16 protein-coding genes and 1 pseudogene are annotated in these 17902 nt (G+C 72.7%); 9 read left to right on the top strand and 8 right to left on the bottom strand.

Annotated features, from left to right (window positions below; genetic code table 11):
• The first annotated feature begins 309 nt into the window (after window positions 1-309).
• Window positions 310-1428: a hypothetical protein gene (locus AB0J86_RS21990; protein ID WP_363859435.1), complete on the top strand. Its 1119-nt coding sequence runs from the start codon at window positions 310-312 to the stop codon at window positions 1426-1428.
• A gap of 68 nt (window positions 1429-1496) precedes the next feature.
• A complete protein-coding gene (locus AB0J86_RS21985; protein WP_363859434.1) occupies window positions 1497-2861 on the top strand; it encodes an AarF/ABC1/UbiB kinase family protein in 1365 nt (454 codons plus the stop codon).
• Between the two features lie 128 nt (window positions 2862-2989).
• On the opposite strand, the gene AB0J86_RS21980 is transcribed toward AB0J86_RS21985, so the two are convergent.
• The 4 genes from AB0J86_RS21980 to AB0J86_RS21965 form a co-directional block, all read right to left on the bottom strand.
• Complete coding sequence (locus tag AB0J86_RS21980; RefSeq protein WP_363859433.1) at window positions 2990-3820, bottom strand: NmrA family NAD(P)-binding protein; 831 nt, start codon at window positions 3818-3820, stop codon at window positions 2990-2992.
• Between the two features lie 548 nt (window positions 3821-4368).
• The gene (locus tag AB0J86_RS21975; protein WP_363859432.1) at window positions 4369-4734 is read right to left on the bottom strand and encodes a WhiB family transcriptional regulator; all 366 of its coding nucleotides are present in this window, start codon (window positions 4732-4734) and stop codon (window positions 4369-4371) included.
• Between the two features lie 128 nt (window positions 4735-4862).
• Window positions 4863-5117, bottom strand: a complete 255-nt coding sequence (locus AB0J86_RS21970) for a hypothetical protein (protein WP_363859431.1) — start codon at window positions 5115-5117, stop codon at window positions 4863-4865.
• A 125-nt stretch (window positions 5118-5242) separates the two neighbouring features.
• Window positions 5243-7435, bottom strand: a complete 2193-nt coding sequence (locus tag AB0J86_RS21965; protein WP_363859430.1) for an ATP-dependent DNA helicase UvrD2 — start codon at window positions 7433-7435, stop codon at window positions 5243-5245.
• 76 nt (window positions 7436-7511) lie between these two features.
• Between AB0J86_RS21965 and AB0J86_RS21960 the strand changes: the two genes are divergently transcribed.
• The 4 genes and pseudogenes from AB0J86_RS21960 to AB0J86_RS21945 form a co-directional block, all read left to right on the top strand.
• The gene (locus AB0J86_RS21960; protein WP_363859429.1) at window positions 7512-7757 is read left to right on the top strand and encodes a mycoredoxin; all 246 of its coding nucleotides are present in this window, start codon (window positions 7512-7514) and stop codon (window positions 7755-7757) included.
• A 296-nt stretch (window positions 7758-8053) separates the two neighbouring features.
• Complete coding sequence (locus tag AB0J86_RS21955; protein ID WP_363859428.1) at window positions 8054-9013, top strand: helix-turn-helix transcriptional regulator; 960 nt, start codon at window positions 8054-8056, stop codon at window positions 9011-9013.
• Between the two features lie 83 nt (window positions 9014-9096).
• Window positions 9097-9342, top strand: a complete 246-nt coding sequence (locus AB0J86_RS21950; RefSeq protein WP_363859427.1) for a DUF397 domain-containing protein — start codon at window positions 9097-9099, stop codon at window positions 9340-9342.
• 308 nt (window positions 9343-9650) lie between these two features.
• A pseudogene (locus AB0J86_RS21945) lies at window positions 9651-9905 on the top strand (hypothetical protein); the annotation flags it as partial.
• A gap of 327 nt (window positions 9906-10232) precedes the next feature.
• Here AB0J86_RS21945 and nudC read toward each other — a convergent pair.
• Genes nudC through AB0J86_RS21925 form a run of 4 tightly spaced genes read right to left on the bottom strand, consistent with a single transcriptional unit; the run spans window position 10233 to window position 14963 of the window.
• On the bottom strand, window positions 10233-11177 hold the full coding sequence (nudC, locus tag AB0J86_RS21940; protein WP_363859426.1) for an NAD(+) diphosphatase: 945 nt from the start codon (window positions 11175-11177) through the stop codon (window positions 10233-10235).
• Window positions 11174-12541, bottom strand: coding sequence for a pitrilysin family protein (locus tag AB0J86_RS21935; RefSeq protein WP_363859425.1), 1368 nt, complete (start codon window positions 12539-12541; stop codon window positions 11174-11176). The genes nudC and AB0J86_RS21935 overlap by 4 nt, the downstream gene beginning before the upstream one ends.
• Window positions 12538-13848 (bottom strand): pitrilysin family protein, encoded by a 1311-nt coding sequence (locus AB0J86_RS21930; protein ID WP_363859424.1) that lies wholly within the window; start codon window positions 13846-13848, stop codon window positions 12538-12540. The genes AB0J86_RS21935 and AB0J86_RS21930 overlap by 4 nt, the downstream gene beginning before the upstream one ends.
• Before the next feature lie 17 nt (window positions 13849-13865).
• Window positions 13866-14963 carry an LLM class flavin-dependent oxidoreductase gene (locus AB0J86_RS21925; RefSeq protein WP_363859423.1) on the bottom strand — a complete coding sequence of 366 codons (1098 nt, stop codon included), beginning with the start codon at window positions 14961-14963 and terminating at the stop codon, window positions 13866-13868.
• A 215-nt stretch (window positions 14964-15178) separates the two neighbouring features.
• Here AB0J86_RS21925 and AB0J86_RS21920 point away from each other — a divergent pair, with 215 nt between their 5' ends.
• The 3 genes from AB0J86_RS21920 to AB0J86_RS21910 are packed head-to-tail and all read left to right on the top strand — an operon-like array spanning window position 15179 to window position 17896.
• Window positions 15179-16243, top strand: coding sequence for an ABC transporter substrate-binding protein (locus AB0J86_RS21920; protein WP_363859422.1), 1065 nt, complete (start codon window positions 15179-15181; stop codon window positions 16241-16243).
• The gene (locus AB0J86_RS21915) at window positions 16240-17019 is read left to right on the top strand and encodes an ABC transporter ATP-binding protein (RefSeq protein ID WP_363859421.1); all 780 of its coding nucleotides are present in this window, start codon (window positions 16240-16242) and stop codon (window positions 17017-17019) included. Before AB0J86_RS21920 ends, AB0J86_RS21915 begins: the two co-directional genes overlap by 4 nt.
• Entirely contained in the window at window positions 17009-17896 is an 888-nt protein-coding gene (locus tag AB0J86_RS21910) for an ABC transporter permease (RefSeq protein ID WP_363859420.1), read from the top strand. Before AB0J86_RS21915 ends, AB0J86_RS21910 begins: the two co-directional genes overlap by 11 nt.
• Window positions 17897-17902 lie beyond the last annotated feature (6 nt).

Below are 17902 nucleotides of genomic sequence, written 5' to 3'. Positions count from 1 at the left end.
TATCTACCCCCCCCCCACACCCCTCTTCCCACACCCCCGCCGCGTGCGGGGGGGGTGGCCGGCCGGCCACCCCTCCCGCGTCTCACGCCCCACCACCGGGCCCACACCCCATAAATGATCTTGGAGTTACCGTACCGACACCGCCGGTACACCGGATCGACATTCAAGATCAGCAGAGCGTCGTCATCCACCGACCGCCCGGATCCTGTGGATAACTGACCCCAAGCTGTGGATAGAGCAGTGCACGGCGATGCACGGCTGTGGATAACGGCGGACGCAGCGGGCTGGATCGATGACACTCTGTGCGCCATGACGCGAAGGCCGCTCCCCCGACCGACCCTGCTGCCGGGCCTCGCCCGGCTGTGGCGCGATCGGCACACCCTGCAACTCGGGCTCGACCCGGGCCGGGCGGTACTGCTGGAGGTCGCCGATCCCGGCGCCGCCCGGCTGCTCGACCTCTTCGACGGCGCGCACAGCGAGCGGGCCATCCTGGAGCACGCGAGCAGGATCCGGGTCGACCGCGACCACGCCCGCACGCTGATCGACACGCTGCGCGACGCCGGGCTGGTGGTCAGCGCGCACACCCTGCTCCCGTACGACCTGCCCGAATCGGCCCGGCAGCGCCTCTGGTCCGAGGCCGGCGCGCTCGCGCTGCGGGGCGCCCGAGCCGCCGCCACCCCGGCACAGGCCCTGCGCCGCCGGGCCGCCGCCCGGATCGTGGTGACGGGGCAGGGTCGGCTCGCCCCGCCCGTCGCGATCGCCCTCGCCCAGGCCGGCGTGGGACACATCCACCCAGACCTCGCCGGTCAGGTCGAACCGGTCGACGCCGCTGGTGGCGGTCTCCTCGCCACCGACGTACGCCGTCCCCGGGCCGACGCCGTCGCCGAGGCCATCCGCAGGGTCGCCCCCGGCACCGAGACCCGACCGGTGCGGCGCGGAGCGGCCAGCCTGGTCGTGCAGGTCGGCGCCGACCGGCCGGCCGAACTCCTCGCCGCGGCGTACGCCCAACGCCGCCAACCGCACCTGCTGCTCGGCCTGCGCGACGGCGTACCCGTCATCGGCCCGCTCGTACGCGCAGGCCAACCGCACCTGCTGCTCGGCCTGCGCGACGGCGTACCCGTCATCGGCCCGCTCGTACGCGCCAGCGGCACCCCCTGCCTCAACTGCCTCGACCTGCACAGGCAGGACCGTGACCCGGGGTGGCCGGGACTCGCCGCGCAGCTCGCCGCCGGACAGGGGCCGCAGCCGTGCGCCACCGCGACCCTGATCGCGGCGGTCGGGTACGCCCTCGGGCAGGTGCTCGGCTTCCTCGACGGGGGCCGGGCGGAGGTCGAGGGCGGATCGGCGGAGGTTACCGGACCGGGCGAGATCAGGAGGCGGTTCTGGCCTCCCCACCCGGCCTGTCGGTGCGGTCGCCGACGCGGATGAGCGAGTACGTGGTCCGGGCCACCCGTTCGCGGCGGCGGCGGCCCCGGAGAGTCGGTAACAATGATCTGGTGACCGACATCCCGCGCCGGGCCGTCTCCCGGACCGCCAAGCTCGCCGCCCTGCCACTCGGCTTCGCCGGGCGGACCGTGCTCGGCATGGGCAAGCGGGTGACCGGGCTCGCCTCGGAAGTGATCTCCAACGAGATCCAGCAGCGCACCGCCGAGCAGCTCTTCAGCGTCCTCGGGCAGCTCAAGGGCGGTGCCATGAAGTTCGGGCAGGCACTGTCGGTCTTCGAGGCGGCCCTGCCCGAGGAGATCGCCGCGCCGTACCGGCAGGCCCTGACGAAGCTGCAGGAGGCCGCCCCGCCGCTCCCCGTGGCCAGCGTGCACCGGGTGCTCGCCGAGCAGCTGGGCCCCGACTGGCGGTCGCACTTCCTGGAGTTCGACGACCGGCCCTCGGCCGCCGCCAGCATCGGCCAGGTCCACCGGGCGGTCTGGAAGGGGCCGGCGGCCGCCCCACCCGGCGGCCGGCGCCGGGCCGGACGCGGCGGAACGGCCGGCCGCCCGGTCGCCGTGAAGGTGCAGTACCCGGGCGCCGGCGACGCCCTGCTCACCGACCTCAAACAGCTCTCCCGCCTCGGCACCATGTTCCGTGCCATCCAGCCCGGCCTGGACATCAAGCCACTCCTGGCCGAGCTGCGCGAGCGGATCACCGAGGAGCTGGACTACGAGCTGGAGGCCGAGTCGCAGCGCGGCTTCGCCGAGGCGTACGCGGGCGACCCGGAGATCTTCGTACCGGAGGTGGTCGCCGCGGCACCCCGGGTACTGGTCACCGACTGGGTCGAGGGCGTCCCGCTCTCCGAGATCATCCGCGACGGCGCCGAGGAGCAGCGCGACCTCGCCGGACGGCTGATGGCCACCCTGCACCTGTCGGCCCCGGCCCGCGCCGGTCTGCTCCACGCCGACCCGCATCCGGGCAACTTCCGGCTCCTCGCCGACGGGCGGCTCGGTGTGATCGACTTCGGGGCGGTGGCCCGGCTGCCCGAGGGCACCCCCGAACCGATCGGCCGGCTCGTCCGACTGGCGCTCGAAGGCGAGGCCGACGCGGTGGTCGAGGGCCTGCGGGCCGAGGGCTTCCTCAAGCCGACCGACCCGATCGACGCCCAGGCGATGCTCGACTACGTGCTGCCCATGCTGGAGCCGGTCGCGGTGGACGAGTTCCGGTTCAGCCGGGCCTGGCTGCGCCGCGAGGCCGCCCGCCTCGGCAGCCCCCGGTCCCCCGCGTACCAGCTCGGCCGGCAGCTCAACCTGCCCCCGTCGTACCTGCTGATCCACCGGGTCACGCTCGGATCGATCGGCGTGCTCTGCCAACTGGAGGCGAAGGCCCCGTACCGCGCCATCCTCGAACGCTGGCTCCCCGGCTTCGCGCACTGAGCTGCTGCGCCCGCGCGCCTCGCGCCACCACCGGTGCTCGTACCGGCGGGGCCGTGCGAACTCCGACAGTGCGGATCAGCCGGGTGGCGCGGCACCTCCGCAGCTGATGATCGACCTCGGTGGGTGGATCAGGCCGTCCCGGTTCCCGAACTCAGGGTCGTGCCGTCGAGCACGTCCCGGAGGGAGATCGGTTCGCGACCGGTCAGTTCGGCGACGGCGTCGGAGACCGCCGCCCAGCGGCCCTGGCGGATGGACTCGAACATGCTCGCGTACGCATAGGTCCACCACGGCTCCTCCCCCAGGCGCAACACCGCGCCGGCGAAGTCCCCCGGTGCGATGTCGGCATATCGGTACCCGGCGGCCGAGGCGATCGCCTCGACCGTGAGGCTCTCCGGCCCCGTCACGTCGTGATGGCCGTTGCTGGGTGCGCGCAGTGCCAGGGCTGCCAGACAGTGCGCCACGTCGCGTCGCGCGACGAGGGAGACGCGGTTGCCGGCTGCCGGGAGCGCGACGGTCCCCGCGGGGCCGCCCGGATCGGCGCCGCCGACCTGCCGGACCAGGCCCAGAAAGAACTCGGTGAACAGGCCGGCCCGCACGATGGAGTACGGGAGGCCGGAGGCGCGGAGTAGTTGCTCGGTGTGTCCGTTGGTGAACGCGTAGCAGAACGGGGAGCGCACGTCCGCGTCCAGCCCGCTGAGCAGCACCACATGCCCGACCCCGCAGCGGATCGCGGCGTCCAGCACGTTCTGGTGGTGGACGAGCACCCGGGCGGCCTCACCATCGCTCGACACGAACACCAGCGTGTCGGCCCCGTCCAGGGCGGCCCGCAGCGCCGCGCGGTCGTCGTACGGCGCGGTACGCCGCGACAGCGGGACGACATCGTGCCGTCCCTCGTCAGCCAGCAGCCGTACCACGAGCCCGCCGATCCGCCCGGTTCCCCCGGTGACCGCGATCCTCATCCGCCTCTCCCTCTGGGTCGGGTGCCATCCGGCGGCCGGACGCCCGGTCGGGGCACCGTCGGATCCTTGACGGCCGGGTCACCGTCGCCGGACACGTTATGGACCCGCACGTCCGGTTCGCTTCTCGATTCCTGATCTGATCCGAGGCAGGGGTATGCCGTTGAAGATCCAGGCCGCGCCCCTCGACGGTACCGGGCAACGGCGCGATGGCCGGATACAGCGAGCGGAAAGCACGAGGCCCGGTGGAGCGGTGTCCCACTCCACCGGGCCTCGCCGGTTGTTGCTTGCTATGGGTTGTCGACGGTCAGAGCGTGCCCAGTTCGCGGGCCGCCTGGCGGCGCCCCCGCAGTGCGATGGCGCGGGCGGATCGGGTTGCCTCAGTGCTCGTGGTGTTGCGGTCGGCCTGAGGCAGTCGCATTCGGGCCCTCGACAACGCTTCGTGGATTAGATACATCTTCCGGACTCCGTTCGGGGTGTTCAGCTTCGCGGTGTTCGACGCGTCTCGGGTTGCCGGCACCGGGCCGGCGGTCGTACGGATCGGGTTCATGTCAGGCCGCCAACCGGACCGCGCTGCGCCGCTCGGCGAGCCCTTCGGCCGCCAGCCGCGCCTCGGCCTCGACCCGCAGCATCGCGTCCCGCGCGACGTCCTCCTTGCGCGGACGGCCCCGCGGCCGCTTGCGCGGAACGACCGCGCCACGCTCGAAGATCTCGCCGCCCCAGACGCCCCACGGCTCGGCCCGCTCCATCGCCCCGGCCAGGCACTCGACGCGCAGCGGGCAGTCCCCGCAGAGCGACTTGGCCAGCTCCAGGTCGGTGGGCGAGTCGGAGAACCACAGGTCGGGGTCGAACTTCCGGCAGGGCAGGTTCGCCTCCATCTCGACGTTCGCGTCGATGGGGGCCAACGCCAGACTCATCGCCCGGTCACCTCTCTCTCACTTCGATCTGCAGATCGCGTTCCGACGTACTTCGGCGGTGCAAAAAACTGAGGCCGCGGATCCCGGTATGCGGGTTCCGCGGCCTCGAGGTGAGCCGGTGGTCTGATTTAGACCGGTTTACCTCGAGGTGGAACACCGCGGACGACCATCCGCTTGGCGGCGAATGGCGCGCTGCCGCCCGTGGACCCATTGGTGCCGTAGCTACCGAGGCGCGCTTCGGCCAGGATCAGCTCGGCCTGAGCCTGGGCCTGGTGCACCCGCGACAGCCACGGGGTATCGACGGCCAGGATCACCCGGGCGGCCGACACCGGAGCGCAGGCAGCCGGCAGCACCTGCGGTCGCTCGTTAACGAAGATCCTCACGGGTACCACCTCCTGACTAACGCTCGTCACCAACTCGGTCTCACCCCACTTGAGCAGCCGCAATGCCGCCGCTCGGGAGGTGTGCCATGAGGCTATTCCTCCCCGGGGGGCGAGGGCAAACGGTTTTACGGCTCGATTGCGGAAGTTTTTTCCGGCGCCACGTCGTCGACTGCCGCGCCGGCCACCAGGGCCAGCACCGCCTCGCCGTACAGGCCGAGCTTGCGCGGCCCGATACCGGCGATGGCCAGCAGTTCCTCGGTGCGCTGCGGGCGCCGCTCGGCGAGCGCGATCAGCGTCGCGTCGGTGAAGACCACGTACGCCGGCACGTGCTGTTCCCCGGCGACCCGGGTACGCCACGACCGCAGCCGTTCGTAGAGCTCCTCGTCGAGGTCGGAGGGGCAGGTCGGGCAGCGGCCCAGCTTGCGGTCCGCGCCGGCGAGCAGCGTCGCCCCGCAGACCCGGCAGGAAACCACCTGGTTGCGGCGCCGTTCCGCCTTGCGGCCCGGGCCGGCCGCCGCGCCCTTCTCACCCCCGGAGCTGTCCAACTGCGGCAGGAAGCGGCAGGGCCGCCGGGCCCGGCCGCCGGGCGAGCGGGCCGAGCCGTACGACAGCCAGAGCCACTCGCGGGCCCGGGTGATACCGACGTAGAGCAGCCGCCGCTCCTCCTCGATCTGCTCGGCGGTCTTGGCGTAGGTGGTGGGCAGAGTCCCGTCGGCGAGACCCACGAGGAAGACGGCGTCCCACTCCAGCCCCTTCGCCGAGTGCAGCGACGCGAGCGTGACCCCCTCGACGGTCGGTACGTGCTGCTGGGCCGCCCGCCGCTGCAACTCCTCGCAGAAGTCCGCCAGCGACACGGGCCGCTCGACCGCGGCCACCCAGTCGCCGGCCGTACCGTCGGCGCCCGGTGCCTCGCCGATCGGCAGTACGGCCGGCCGCGCGGCGTACTCCTCGGCCAGCTGGACCAGCGCCGCCAGCGCCTCCCAGCGCTCCCGGGCGGCGCCACCGGGCGGCGGCTGGTCGGGCGCCCAACCGACCGCGGCGAGGCCGTCGACCACGGCCCGGACCAGCGGGGTCTCGCCCGGGGTGGAGCGCACCGCCGAGCGCAGCGCCACCATCGCCTGGCGCACCTCGGCGCGCTCGAAGAACCGCTCGGCGCCCTGCACCACGTACGGCACCTCGGCCTCGGCGAGCGCCTTCTCGTACGCCTCCGACTGGGCGTTGGTCCGGAACAGCACGGCGATCTCGCGTGCCGGCGTACCGGTGGCGACGAGTTCGCGGCAGCGCGCGGCCACGGCGGCGGCCTCGGCCGGCTCGTCGGTGAAGATCCGTACGTCCGGCTCGGCGCCGGACGGACGCTGCCCGACCAGCTCCAGCCGCAGCCGCGACTCGGTACCCCGCGCCTGCCGGATCACGGCGTTGGCCAGTCCGACCACCTGCGGGGTGGAGCGGTAGTCCCGGACCAGCCGCACCACCGTCGCGCCGCGCCAGTGCCGGGGGAAGTCGATGAGGTACGACGAGGTCGCGCCGGTGAACGAGTAGATGGTCTGGCTGGCGTCGCCGACCACCGTGAGATCGTCGCGCTCGCCGAGCCAGGCGTCGAGCAGCCGCTGCTGGAGCGGGTTGACGTCCTGGTACTCGTCGACCACGAAGTGCCGGTACTGGCCGCGGACCTGCTCGGCGACGTCGGCGTGCTCCTCGATGCCCCACACCGCCGCGCGGAGCATGTCCTCGAAGTCGATCACCCCGTTGCCACGCTTGATCTTCTCGTAGCTGGCGAAGACCTCGGCCACCTTGGCCGGGTCGTGCGGGGTCTCGCGCTGCGCCTTGGCCGCCGCCACCACGTACTCGCCGGGTTCCACCAGCGACGACTTGGCCCACTCGATCTCGCCCGCCAGGTCCCGGGCCGCGGCCCGGTCGGTGCGCAGCCCCGCGCGGGCGGCGGCCAGCGTCACCAGCCGCACCTTGCTGTCCAGCAGCTCCGGCATCGCCCGCCCCTCCAGCAGGCGGGGCGCGAAGTAGCGGACCTGCCGCAGCGCCGCCGCGTGGAAGGTACGGGCCTGCACCCCGCCCACGCCGAGCGCGCCGAGCCGGGCCCGCATCTCGGCGGCGGCGCGGGCGGTGAAGGTGACCGCCAGCACATGTCTGGCGGCGATCTCCCCCGAGAGGGCCCGGTACGCGATCCGGTGCGTGATCGCCCTGGTCTTGCCGGTACCCGCACCGGCGAGGATGCAGACCGGGCCGGCGGGCGCCGTCACCGCGCTCCGCTGCTCCGGGTCAAGCCCCGCCAACACCCGTTCCGCCGCTGAGTCAACCACCACAGCCAGGAATCATCTCAGCCCGTACCGACGTTGCAGGCTTTAGCCCGTCCGATCGACGACACCGGAGGAACCGATCATGCTCACGATGTACTCCACGTCCTGGTGCGGCTACTGCCGCCGGCTCAAGTCGCAGCTCGACCGGGAGGGCATCGGCTACGAGGTGGTCGACATCGAGCAGGACCCCCAGGCGGCCGATTTCGTGATGAGCGTCAACGGCGGCAACCAGACGGTTCCTACGGTTCGGTTTCCCGACGGTACGGCCCTGACGAACCCGTCGATCGTCGACGTCAAGCAGCGCCTCGCCAGCATCGCGGCGAGCTGACCGCACCTCGCGACCCACTTCCGAAAGGGCCCGGCCAACCATGGCCGGGCCCTTTCGCGTCCTTCCGTGGGGCCCGCCGCGTCCGGCGGGCCGCACCTCGCACCGCCCGACGGGCGGATGGCACGGCGGACGACACGCCCCCACCGGGGCGCCTGTCGGTACGTGATCGGCGCCATACTGTACGTGGGGGGCATCCTGGACGGCTCCCGGCGCGCCGACACGGCCGGGGCCGGCCGTCGGCCGATAACTGAGATGAGGATCCGTTGCCGCCTGCCCAGTCCCAACAGAGTCCGATAATGAGACGCCGCCGCCTCGGCACCGAGCTGCGCCGGCTGCGGGAAGCCGCGAACCTGACCGGCGACCAGGTGATCGAGCGCGTCGGATGGGCCTCCGCCTCGAAGCTGTCCCGCCTCGAGAACGGGCGCAGCCGCCCCGACCTGCGGGACATACTCACCCTGCTCGACCTCTACGAGGCCGGTCCCGAGATCCGCGACGAGCTCACCACCATCACCAACGGTGCCGGCGACATCCGTCGCTGGCTGCGCACGTACCCGGTGATGACGACCCGCCAGCGCCCCTTCGCCGAGTTGGAGGCGGGGTGTGCGGAGATCCGCGAGTACAGCCCGGTGATCGTTCCGGGGCTGCTGCAGAACCAGGCGTACGCCCGGGTGCGCATCGCCTCCTTCCTGCCGCTGCCCAGTGGTTCGGCCGACCCGGAGAAGGCGGAGAACGAGGGCCCGGAGACCGAGGTACAGGCCCGGATGGCGCGGCAGGCGCTGCTGACCCGCGAGGTGGAACCGCCGCGCTACTTCGCGGTACTGGAGGAGGCGGCGCTGGGGCGGCGCTCCGGCCCCACCGACGTGATCCGCAAGCAGCTGGTACACCTCTGCGACCTGGCGAAGCTGCCGAACGTCACCATCCAGGTACTACCCCGGGACGTGAAGATCGCCGATTGGTACCTGCCGCACACCGGTTTCTCGCTCTACCGCTTCCCGGACCCACAAGATCCCGAGATGCTGGCGATCGAAGGTATTACCACGAATTTGATGCAAGACGACCGGGATGAGCTGAGTCGCTATACCGTGGTCTTCGAGTGGCTACAGGCGGCTGCGCTCACACCCGACGACACGCTGACGTGGCTGACCGACGCGGTCGGGCAGGTCTCCGGTGGTTCCGCCCGGCCGGCGTCGAACCAGGGCCAGGCGAAGCCGCCGATTCAGCGCAGCCGGCGCACCGGACGTCTCAGCGAGCAGTGACGCGATCCGCCCCTGGCACTCCGGTACCGCCGGGACGTCGCGAGCCGCACCAGGCAACACCGTTTCACACCCAGGAGCAACCGATGAAAACAGTCCGGAGAAGTCGCCGGGCCGCCCCGCTGGGCGACCCCCTCGCCGCCGCCCCCTGGCGCAAGAGCTCGCGTAGCCAGACCTCCAACTGCGTCGAGGTCACCCCGTTCGGCAAGGACGCGACGATGGTGGCGATGCGCGACAGCAAGGACCGGGGCGGTCCCGTGCTGACCTTCAACCGGCTCCGCTGGCTCGACTTCATCGCCAGCACCAAGGACGGCGAATTCGATCTGAACTGAACCCGTCCGCGGCCCGGTCGCCGCGGACGCTCCGGACGCTCCGGACGCGAGGGCCGCCGATTCTCCCTGATGGAGGATCGGCGGCCCGTTTGCCGTACCGGGCTCCACTGCGGAGCGGATCAGAACCTCGTTCCACCCGCTACACATCCACCGTTCGGATAATTGATAGACGAAATCGTCGCGATCCGCTTGTCCTACCTGCAACCGTGCGTAACATGACGAGTAGAGCTCGGCGTGGAAGTTCCACGGGGAAACTCCTTGAAGTAGTCGACCGGTGATTATCCGTAACGGTCTCAACCGGAGACGCCATGCGGTTTCTGATAGTTCGCACCGACATTCGCGCGGCCGCCGACGATGATCTCGCTGCTGCCTTCGAGGGCGGGCGGCGGTTACGCGACGAGCAGACCAGCCCCGAGCCGCGCCGACAGGTGTTCCGGGCCGAGGACCGGGACGCCGCGCTGCTGATGGCACGGGCGCTCGCGAGCGTCGGGGCGGTGCGCTCCGGACGGCAGCGGGTCAAGGTGCTTCCGATCGGCGAACCGCAACCGTGCCCGTGGCCGACCCGGACGGACGCCGGGAGTGGTCCGACGGCGCCCGGCCAGCCCGGAACGCCGGCGCACGGCCAGCCCGGAACGGCGGCGCACGGCCAGCCCGGAACGGCGGCACCGCCGAACCCGCCGGTACTGCCCGGCGCCCAGGCACCACCGCAGCACGCCGGGGCCCGCCCCCGGTTCCGCTAGACGACCGTCGCCGGTCGGCTCGGCTCCCCCGCCGCGCAACATGCCACACCCGACCGGCGATGGTTCTGCTCTTGGCCCGTGGCCGTCGCGGCAACGGCGGTCACGGGCCAAGACACGCACCGGCGAATGAGCGCGCCCCGAGACTCGGTTCTACGCGTCGAGCCACCGTGTGATCAGGAAATGCGCGATCGACGAGGGCGGCGGCAGCGCGACGCCCAGCCCGCCGGCCAGTTCCGGGCCGCCACCGCCCAGCACCGCGGCGATCTCCCGCCGGGTGAACCAGCGCGCCTGCGCGATCTCGGCGGGATCGACCCGGATCGGCTGCCCCGCGTCGGCCCGGGCGAGGTAGCCGAGCATCAGCGATCCCGGGAACGGCCAGGGCTGGCTGGCGACGTACTCCAGTTCGTCGAGGACGATGCCGACCTCCTCGCCGACCTCGCGTACCACCGCGGCCTCGGCCGACTCGCCGGGCTCGACGTACCCGGCGAGGCAGGAGAAGCGGAGCAGGCCGTTGCGGTTCGGCCAGGCGGCGTTGTTGCCGAGCAGGCAGCGGCCGTCCGGCCCGGCGACCCCGTCGTGCACCAGGACGATCATCGCCGGGTCGGTACGCGGCCAGGTGTGCCGCCCCTCCGGGTCACTGCGCGACCAGCCGGCCTCCCCCACCGCCGTCGGTTGCCCCGTCATGGCGGAGTAGAGGTGCCGGGCGTGCCAGTTGGCCAGTGCCACGGCGGTGGTGAGCAGGCCGGCGTCCCGGTCGGAGAGCAGGTGCCCGGACTCGCGCAGCGCCATCGGGCGGCTCCCCGGCAGCTCCGGCAGCGGCGCGTCGAGCGCGAACACGGGCGTACCGTCGGCCTCCACGCCGAGGAACAACCGGACCTCCGGCTCGTGCGGCGGTACCGCGTCCGGGGCGAGCAGCAGCAGCTCCGGCCGCTCCTCGGGGCCGGTCACCAGGGCGCGCCCGCCGGTGGCCGCCTCCACCACCAGCACCCGCGCCCGGGCCCACGCCTCCGCCAGCCACCGCGGGTCGGTCCGCCGGTACGCGGCACGGTCCAGCGTCGACCGGGCCAGCGCCGGTCCCACCGCGTGACCGGTCACGACGCCGCGGCCGCCCGTTCGATCGGGAGCAGCGCCGCGAGGGGCGCCTCGACCCGGCTCGCGTCGCCGAGCACCACGGGCACCGCCCGGGCCGGCGCCAGGTAGCTGGCCGCCGCGGCGGCGACCTCCTCCCGGGTCACCCGGGCCAGCCGGTCGCCGTACTCGGCGAGGAACTCCAGGCGCAGTCCGGAGCCGGCGTACGCGCTGGCCAGCGCGGCCAGGCCGGCCTGGGTGGACATGCCCAGCTGGAGCGTGCCGAGGGCGTACTGCCGGGCCTGTTCCAGCTCCTCCTCGCCGGGCGGCAGCGAGGCGAGTCGGCCCAGCTCGTAGATCGTCTCCAGCAGCGCGGGGCCGGTCACCTCGGTGGCGACCTCGGCGGCCACGACGAGGGCCGAGCCGGCGACCGAGTGCTCGACCGCCGAGTGCGGGCCGTAGGTGTAACCCTTGTCCTCCCGGATGTTCTCCACCCAGCGGGACGAGAAGTAGCCGCCGAAGACCAGGTTGGCCAGCTGGAGCGCCGCGTGGTCCGGGTGCGAGCGCGGCACCGCCGGCAGCGCGATCCGCAGCGACGACTGGACCGAGTCCGGCCGGTCCACCAGCAGCAGCGGCGCCGGCGCCAGCGGCGGCGTGGGCGGCAGCTCGGCCGCCTGACCGGTGCTGCGCCAGTCGCCGAGCGCCCGTTCGGCCGCCTCGACCGCCCGCTCGGGCTGGAGGTCGCCGACGAGGACCAGGAACGCCCCGGCCGGATGGATCTTCTCGGCGTGCAGGCTGCGCAGCTGCGCCGGCCGGACCGCGCGCACCTGCTCCGGCTCGGGCGTCTGCACCGCGTACGGGTGCCGGCCGTACATCCGCTTGAGCAGCGCCACCCGGGCCAGGTGGGCGGGCTGGCTGCGGGCCACCTCGATCCGGTCGATCAGCCGGTCGCGCTCGACGGTCACCTCGTCGTTCGGGTACGACGCACCGGTGATCACTTCGGCGAGCAGCTCCAGGATCCGGTCGAGCCCGGTGACCAGCCCGTTGCCGGAGATCATCAACCGGTCCGGGTCGAGTCCGGCGGCCAGCCCACCGCCGACCTTCTGCAGCTCGGCCGCGATCTGGACGCTGGTCATCGTGGCCGTACCGGAGAGCAGTGTCTGCGAGAGCAGCGCGCTCCGGGCCAGGTTGCTCCGGCCGAAGGGCACCCAGAGCCGCACCTCGACCAGCGGCACCGTCGGCCGGCGGATGGCGATGACGGTCAGCCCGTTGGACAGCGTCCGCTCGGCCTGCTTCGGCAGCTTCAACTTCCGGTTCGGCCCCAGCGGCGGCAGCGTCCGGGGCGCCGGTACGGCCGTCGCGGGCCGGGCGCTCGTCGTACCCGTTGTCACCTGGCACCTCCGGGAATGACCTCGACCGACGCGCGGCGCTCCGGCCGCAGCGTCGCGGCGGCCGCGCGGATCTGCGCCTCGGTCACCTCGCCGACCAGCCGGGGCAGCTCGTTGATCAGACCGGGCTCGCCGCGCTGCTGCTCCAGCACCGCCATCTGGAGCGTCCGGTTCAACACCGCGTCCGTGTCGCGCAGCAGGTGGGTGGCCATGCGGGCCTGGGTACGGGCCAGCTCGCCCTCGACGAGCCCGTCCGTGGCGAGCCGGTCCAGCTCCTCGTCCACCGTGTGCAGCATCTTGTCCACGTCCCCGCCCGGCGACAGGTGCGCCTGCAACAGCAGCGCGGTGGGGTCGCGCACGTCGAACGGGTCGCCCATGAAGCCCAGGTAGCCGCCGACGCTGGTGACCGCGCGGTCGCGCAGCACCAGCCGCTCGACCAGGCGGGAGGCGTCCCCGTCGGTGAGCACCTCGGCCAGGACCACGTACGGCAGGTACGCCTCGAAGTCGGTGATCGGGTCCGGTACCCGCCAGGCGCTCGCCACCGCGGGCAGCGGCGCCAGCCGGTCGGGGTAGGACTCCCGGCGCTCGGCGGTCAGGTCCGGCTCGTCGAAGCCGGGCCGTACGGGCGCCGGCCGGGCCGGCACGTCCCCGAAGTGCCGCTCGACCAGGGCGGTCGCCTCGCCCAGGTCGATGTCGCCGCCGACGGCCAGCACGGCGTTGCCGCAGGCGTAGTAGCGGTCGAAGAAGTCGGCCGCGTCGGCGACGGTGGCGCTCTCCAGGTCCTCGAAGGAGCCGTAGCCGTCGTGCGCGTTCGGGAACGTGTCGAACATGACCGGCGGCAGCTTCAGCCAGGGGAACCCGCCGTACGGCCGGTTCAGCACGTTGACCCGGATCTCCTCCTTGACCACGTCCACCTGGTTGCGCAGGTTCTCCTCGGTGAGGCGGGGGCCGCGCATCCGGTCCGCCTCCAGGAAGAGCGCGCGCTCCAGGGCGTTGCTCGGCAACGTCTCGAAGTAGTCGGTGTAGTCCAGGTGGGTGGAGCCGTTGAAGGTGCCGCCCGCGCCCTGTACGTGCCGGAAGTGCGCCAGCTTCTCCAGGTTCTCCGAGCCCTGGAACATCAGGTGCTCGAACAGGTGCGCGAATCCGGTCCGTCCCTGCGGCTCCGACCGGATCCCCACGTCGTAGACGACCGCCACCCCGATCACCGGGGCGCTGCGGTCCGGTGCCAGTACCACCCGCAGCCCGTTGTCGAGGGTGAACCGCTCGACCGGATACCTGGTCGCTGGAATTCTGGATCTCCGCGCCGCCACGACCCGACCCTAGCGCGTCAGCCGACCGTCGCGCGGAGACCTCCCGGCAACCCGGTCGCGGTGAGCGGCAGGACGTGCCGGCCGACCCGTTCGGCCTCCTCCAGGTGCGGCCAGCCGGAGAGGACGAACTCGTCCACGCCGAGCGCGGCGTACTCGTCGAGCCGGGCGGCGACCTCGGCGTAGTCGCCGACCAGCGCGGTACCGGCCCCCTCGCGGACCAGGCCGACGCCGGCCCAGAGGTTCGGGGCGATGGTGAGCCCGTCCGGGGTGCCGCCGTTGAGCGCCGCCATCCGCGCCTGGCCGACGGAGTCCATCCGGGCGAACCGGGCCTGGGCGGCGGCGATCCGGTCCGGGGACATCCCGGCGAGCAGCCGCTCCGCCTCGGCCCAGGCGTCGGCCGCGCGCTCCCGCGCGATCACGTGCAGCCGCAGCCCGGTACGGATGCGCCGGCCCTGTTCGGCGGCGAGCCGCCGGATCCGCTCCACCCGGGCGGCGACGGCGGCGGGCGGCTCGCCCCACATGAGGTACACGTCGGCGTGCCGGGCCGCCACCGCCTCGGCGGCCGGGGAGGCGCCGCCGAAGTAGAGCGGCGGCACGGGCTCCGGCGCGGCGGCGAGCCCGCCGCGTTCGATCCGGTAGTGCCGGCCGTGGTGGTCGAACGGGGTACCGCGCCAGGCCAGGCGGAGCACCTCCAGGAACTCGGCGGTACGCCCGTAGCGGGCGTCGTGGTCGAGGAAGTCGCCGTACCCCCGCTGCTCCGCCGGGTCGCCGCCGGTCACCACGTTGAGCGCCAGCCGCCCGTCGGAGATCCGTTGGAACGCGTCGGCCTGCTGCGCCACGAGCGTGGGCAGCGCGAATCCGGCGCGCACCGCGACCAGCAGTCTGATCCGCCGGGCGTGCTGCGCGACGGCGGCGCAGACGATCCACGGGTCGGGGCAGCCGGAGCCGACCGGGGTCAGTACGGCGTCGAAGCCCGACTCCTCGGCGGCCCGGGCGATCCGGGCGAGGTAGTCGACGGTCGCGGCCCGCTCGTGCGCCGCCGCGCCGGCGGCGACGGTGGCGGCCCCGACCTGACGGCCGTCGCCGGAGGTGGGAAGGAACCAGTGGTAGCTCACGGCCTGCTCCTCGCGATCTCGGCTGAACCTCGCAATACCCCCACAGACGATAGGAAATGCAGGTTGTTGTGCGCCAGGCCCCGCAAGGCCCGACCTCGTTCGGAGATCACCCGATTGCCCGGCTTCCCGTCATCTGGATAGCGCCTTGACCGGCCTGATCACCAAGTTCAGTCTTCCTATCAAACAAGTAGGAAAACCTTGGATTGGATAACGGTATGAGACCTCTCCGGCACCGCCGGTTCACCGCCCCGGTGGCCCTGGCGCTGGCGACGGCCGTGACGCTCGGCGGCCTGACCGCCTGCGGCGGCGACGAGGCCGCCAGCGGCGGCTCCTCCGGCCCGGTGACGCTGCGGCTCGGCTACTTCCCGAACATCACCCACGCGCCCGCGGTGGTCGGCGTCGAGCGCGGCATCTTCGCCGAGAAGCTGGGCAGCGGCGTCAAGCTGGAGACGAAGACCTTCAACGCCGGCCCGGCGGCCATCGAGGCGATCTTCTCCGGCGCGCTGGACGCGACGTACATCGGTCCGAACCCGACGGTGAACGCGTACTCGAAGTCCAAGGGCGAGGCGGTCCGCGTCGTCTCCGGCGCCGCGAGCGGCGGCGTGGCCCTGGTCGTCAAGCCCTCGATCAACGCGGTGGCCGACCTGAGGGGCAAGAGGATCGCCACCCCGCAGCTCGGTAACACCCAGGACGTGGCGGTCCGCTACTGGCTCAAGGAACAGGGCATCACCACCACCAAGGAGGGCGGCGGCGACGTCAAGATCGTCCCGCAGGAGAACTCGCAGACGCTGGAGACCTTCCGCAGCGGCGCCATCGACGGCGCCTGGGTACCGGAGCCCTTCGTCTCGCAGTTGGTCAACGCCGGCGGCAAGGTACTGGTCGACGAGCGGGACCTCTGGCCGGACAAGAAGTTCGTGATCACCAACCTGATCGTCAGTACCAAGTTCCTCAAGGCCCACCCCGACGTGGTGAAGCGACTGGTCGAGGGGCAGGTCGCGGCGAACGACCGCGTCAACACCAAGCCCGACGAGGCGCAGCAGGCGATCTCCGAGCACATCGGCAAGATCACCGGCAAGCCGCTCGACCTCAAGCTGATCAAGCAGGCGTGGCCGACCCTGGAGTTCCTCGACGACCCGATCCCCGCCTCGCTGAAGACCGGGCTCGACCACGCGGTCGCCGTCGGGCTGACCGAGCCGGTCGACCTCGCCGGCCTCTACGACCTGAGCTACCTCAACGAGGTGCTCAAGGCACAGGGCAAGCCCGAGGTCGTCCAACCATGACGTCGTCGGTGACGGCGCCGGAGAGCGCGACCGCCGCGGTCGCGCTCTCCGGCGTGACCAAGGTGTACGGGCGCGGCGAGGCCGCCGTACTCGCCCTGGACGGGCTCTCCCTCGACGTGGCGCCCGGCGAGTTCGTCTGCCTGGTCGGCGCCTCCGGCTGCGGCAAGAGCACCCTGCTGAACCTGGTGGCCGGGCTGGACCGGCCCAGCGGCGGGCGGATCGCGATCGACCGGGACGCCAACCCGGGGCTGATGTTCCAGGAACCGGCGCTCTTCCCGTGGCTCTCCGTGGCGGCCAACGTCGAGATGCCGCTCAAGCTGCGCGGCGTACCCCGGGCCGAACGCCGCCGCCGGGTCGCCGAGCTGCTGGAGACCGTGCACCTGGGCGGCTTCGGCCGGCGCCAGCCGCACGAGCTCTCCGGTGGCATGCGCCAGCGCGCCGCGCTGGCCCGTACCCTCGCGCTCGACACGCCGGTGCTGCTGATGGACGAGCCGTTCGGGGCGCTCGACGCGATGACCCGCGACCTGCTCCACGACGAGTTGGAGCGGATCTGGTCGCAGCGCCGGCTGACCGTCCTCTTCGTCACCCACAACGTGAGGGAGGCGGCCCGGCTGGCCGACCGGATCGTGCTGCTCTCCAGCCGCCCCGGCCGGATCATCTACGAGACCCGGGTGGCGGTGTCCCGCCCGCGCCGCATCGACGCACCCGAGGTCGCGGCCATCGCCGCCGAGGTCACGGACCGACTGCGTACGGAGGTGGGCCGCCATGGCCAGTGACACCCTGACCCGCGACGGCGACGGCGACGCGGAGACCATCTCCGGCCTCGACGCGCTGGAGATCGCCGGCCGGGAGCGCGGCCCCGGCCCGGCCGGCCGGATCTGGGCGGCGACCTGGCCGAAGCTGGCCGCCGTCGCCCTCACGGTGGCGGTCTGGGAGCTGGTCGTGCTGAGCGGGTGGCGACCGGAGTACGCGCTACCGGCCCCGCGCACCGTCGCCGAGGAGCTGTGGCAGCAGCTCCGGGGCGCGCAGCTCTGGGACGGCGTGGCGCTGACCCTGCAGCGGGCCGCGCTCGGCTACCTCTTCTCGGTGCTGGTGGGGCTGCTGGTCGGCCTCGCGGTGGCGCGCTTCCGGATCCTCCGGGCCGCCATCGGCTCGATGATCACCGCGTTGCAGACGATGCCGTCGATCGCCTGGTTTCCGCTGGCCATCCTGCTCTTCCAGCTCAGCGAGGCGACGATCTTCTTCGTCGTGGTGTTCGGGGCCGCGCCCTCGATCGCGAACGGGGTGCTGAGCGGGGTGGACTACGTACCGCCGCTGCTGGTACGCGCGGGTCGCAACATCGGCGCCCGCGGCCTCGACCTCTACCGGTACGTCATCGGCCCGGCCGCGCTGCCGGCCATCGTCGCCGGGCTCAAACAGGGCTGGGCCTTCTCCTGGCGTAGCCTGATGGCCGGCGAGCTGATCGTCGGCGGCATCTCGCAGACCGCGCTCGGCGCCCAGCTCACCTACGCCCGGGAACTCGCCGACGCGCCCTGGCTGCTCTCCACCATGATCGTGATCCTGGTGCTGGGGTTGCTGGTCGACGCGGCGTTCGGCGCGGCCGACCGGGCCATCCGGCGGCGCTGGGGCGTGCTCGACCAGGCGGGCAACTGACGGCTC

Source organism: Micromonospora sp. NPDC049559 (assembly GCF_040676675.1).
GTDB lineage: Bacteria > Actinomycetota > Actinomycetes > Mycobacteriales > Micromonosporaceae > JBFAPK01.
Note: the sequence above shows the minus strand (reverse complement) of the source record. Positions and strands in the feature narration are given on the sequence as shown.

Excerpts from the sequence above, each read along its gene's own strand:
- AB0J86_RS21990 (WP_363859435.1), top strand. The coding sequence starts at position 310 with ATGACGCGAAGGCCGCTCCCCCGACCGACCCTGCTGCCGGGCCTCGCC.
- AB0J86_RS21980 (WP_363859433.1), bottom strand. The coding sequence starts at position 3,820 with ATGAGGATCGCGGTCACCGGGGGAACCGGGCGGATCGGCGGGCTCGTG.
- AB0J86_RS21975 (WP_363859432.1), bottom strand. The coding sequence starts at position 4,734 with ATGAGTCTGGCGTTGGCCCCCATCGACGCGAACGTCGAGATGGAGGCG.
- AB0J86_RS21960 (WP_363859429.1), top strand. The coding sequence starts at position 7,512 with ATGCTCACGATGTACTCCACGTCCTGGTGCGGCTACTGCCGCCGGCTC.
- AB0J86_RS21955 (WP_363859428.1), top strand. The coding sequence starts at position 8,054 with ATGAGACGCCGCCGCCTCGGCACCGAGCTGCGCCGGCTGCGGGAAGCC.
- AB0J86_RS21950 (WP_363859427.1), top strand. The coding sequence starts at position 9,097 with ATGAAAACAGTCCGGAGAAGTCGCCGGGCCGCCCCGCTGGGCGACCCC.
- AB0J86_RS21920 (WP_363859422.1), top strand. The coding sequence starts at position 15,179 with ATGAGACCTCTCCGGCACCGCCGGTTCACCGCCCCGGTGGCCCTGGCG.
- AB0J86_RS21915 (WP_363859421.1), top strand. The coding sequence starts at position 16,240 with ATGACGTCGTCGGTGACGGCGCCGGAGAGCGCGACCGCCGCGGTCGCG.
- AB0J86_RS21910 (WP_363859420.1), top strand. The coding sequence starts at position 17,009 with ATGGCCAGTGACACCCTGACCCGCGACGGCGACGGCGACGCGGAGACC.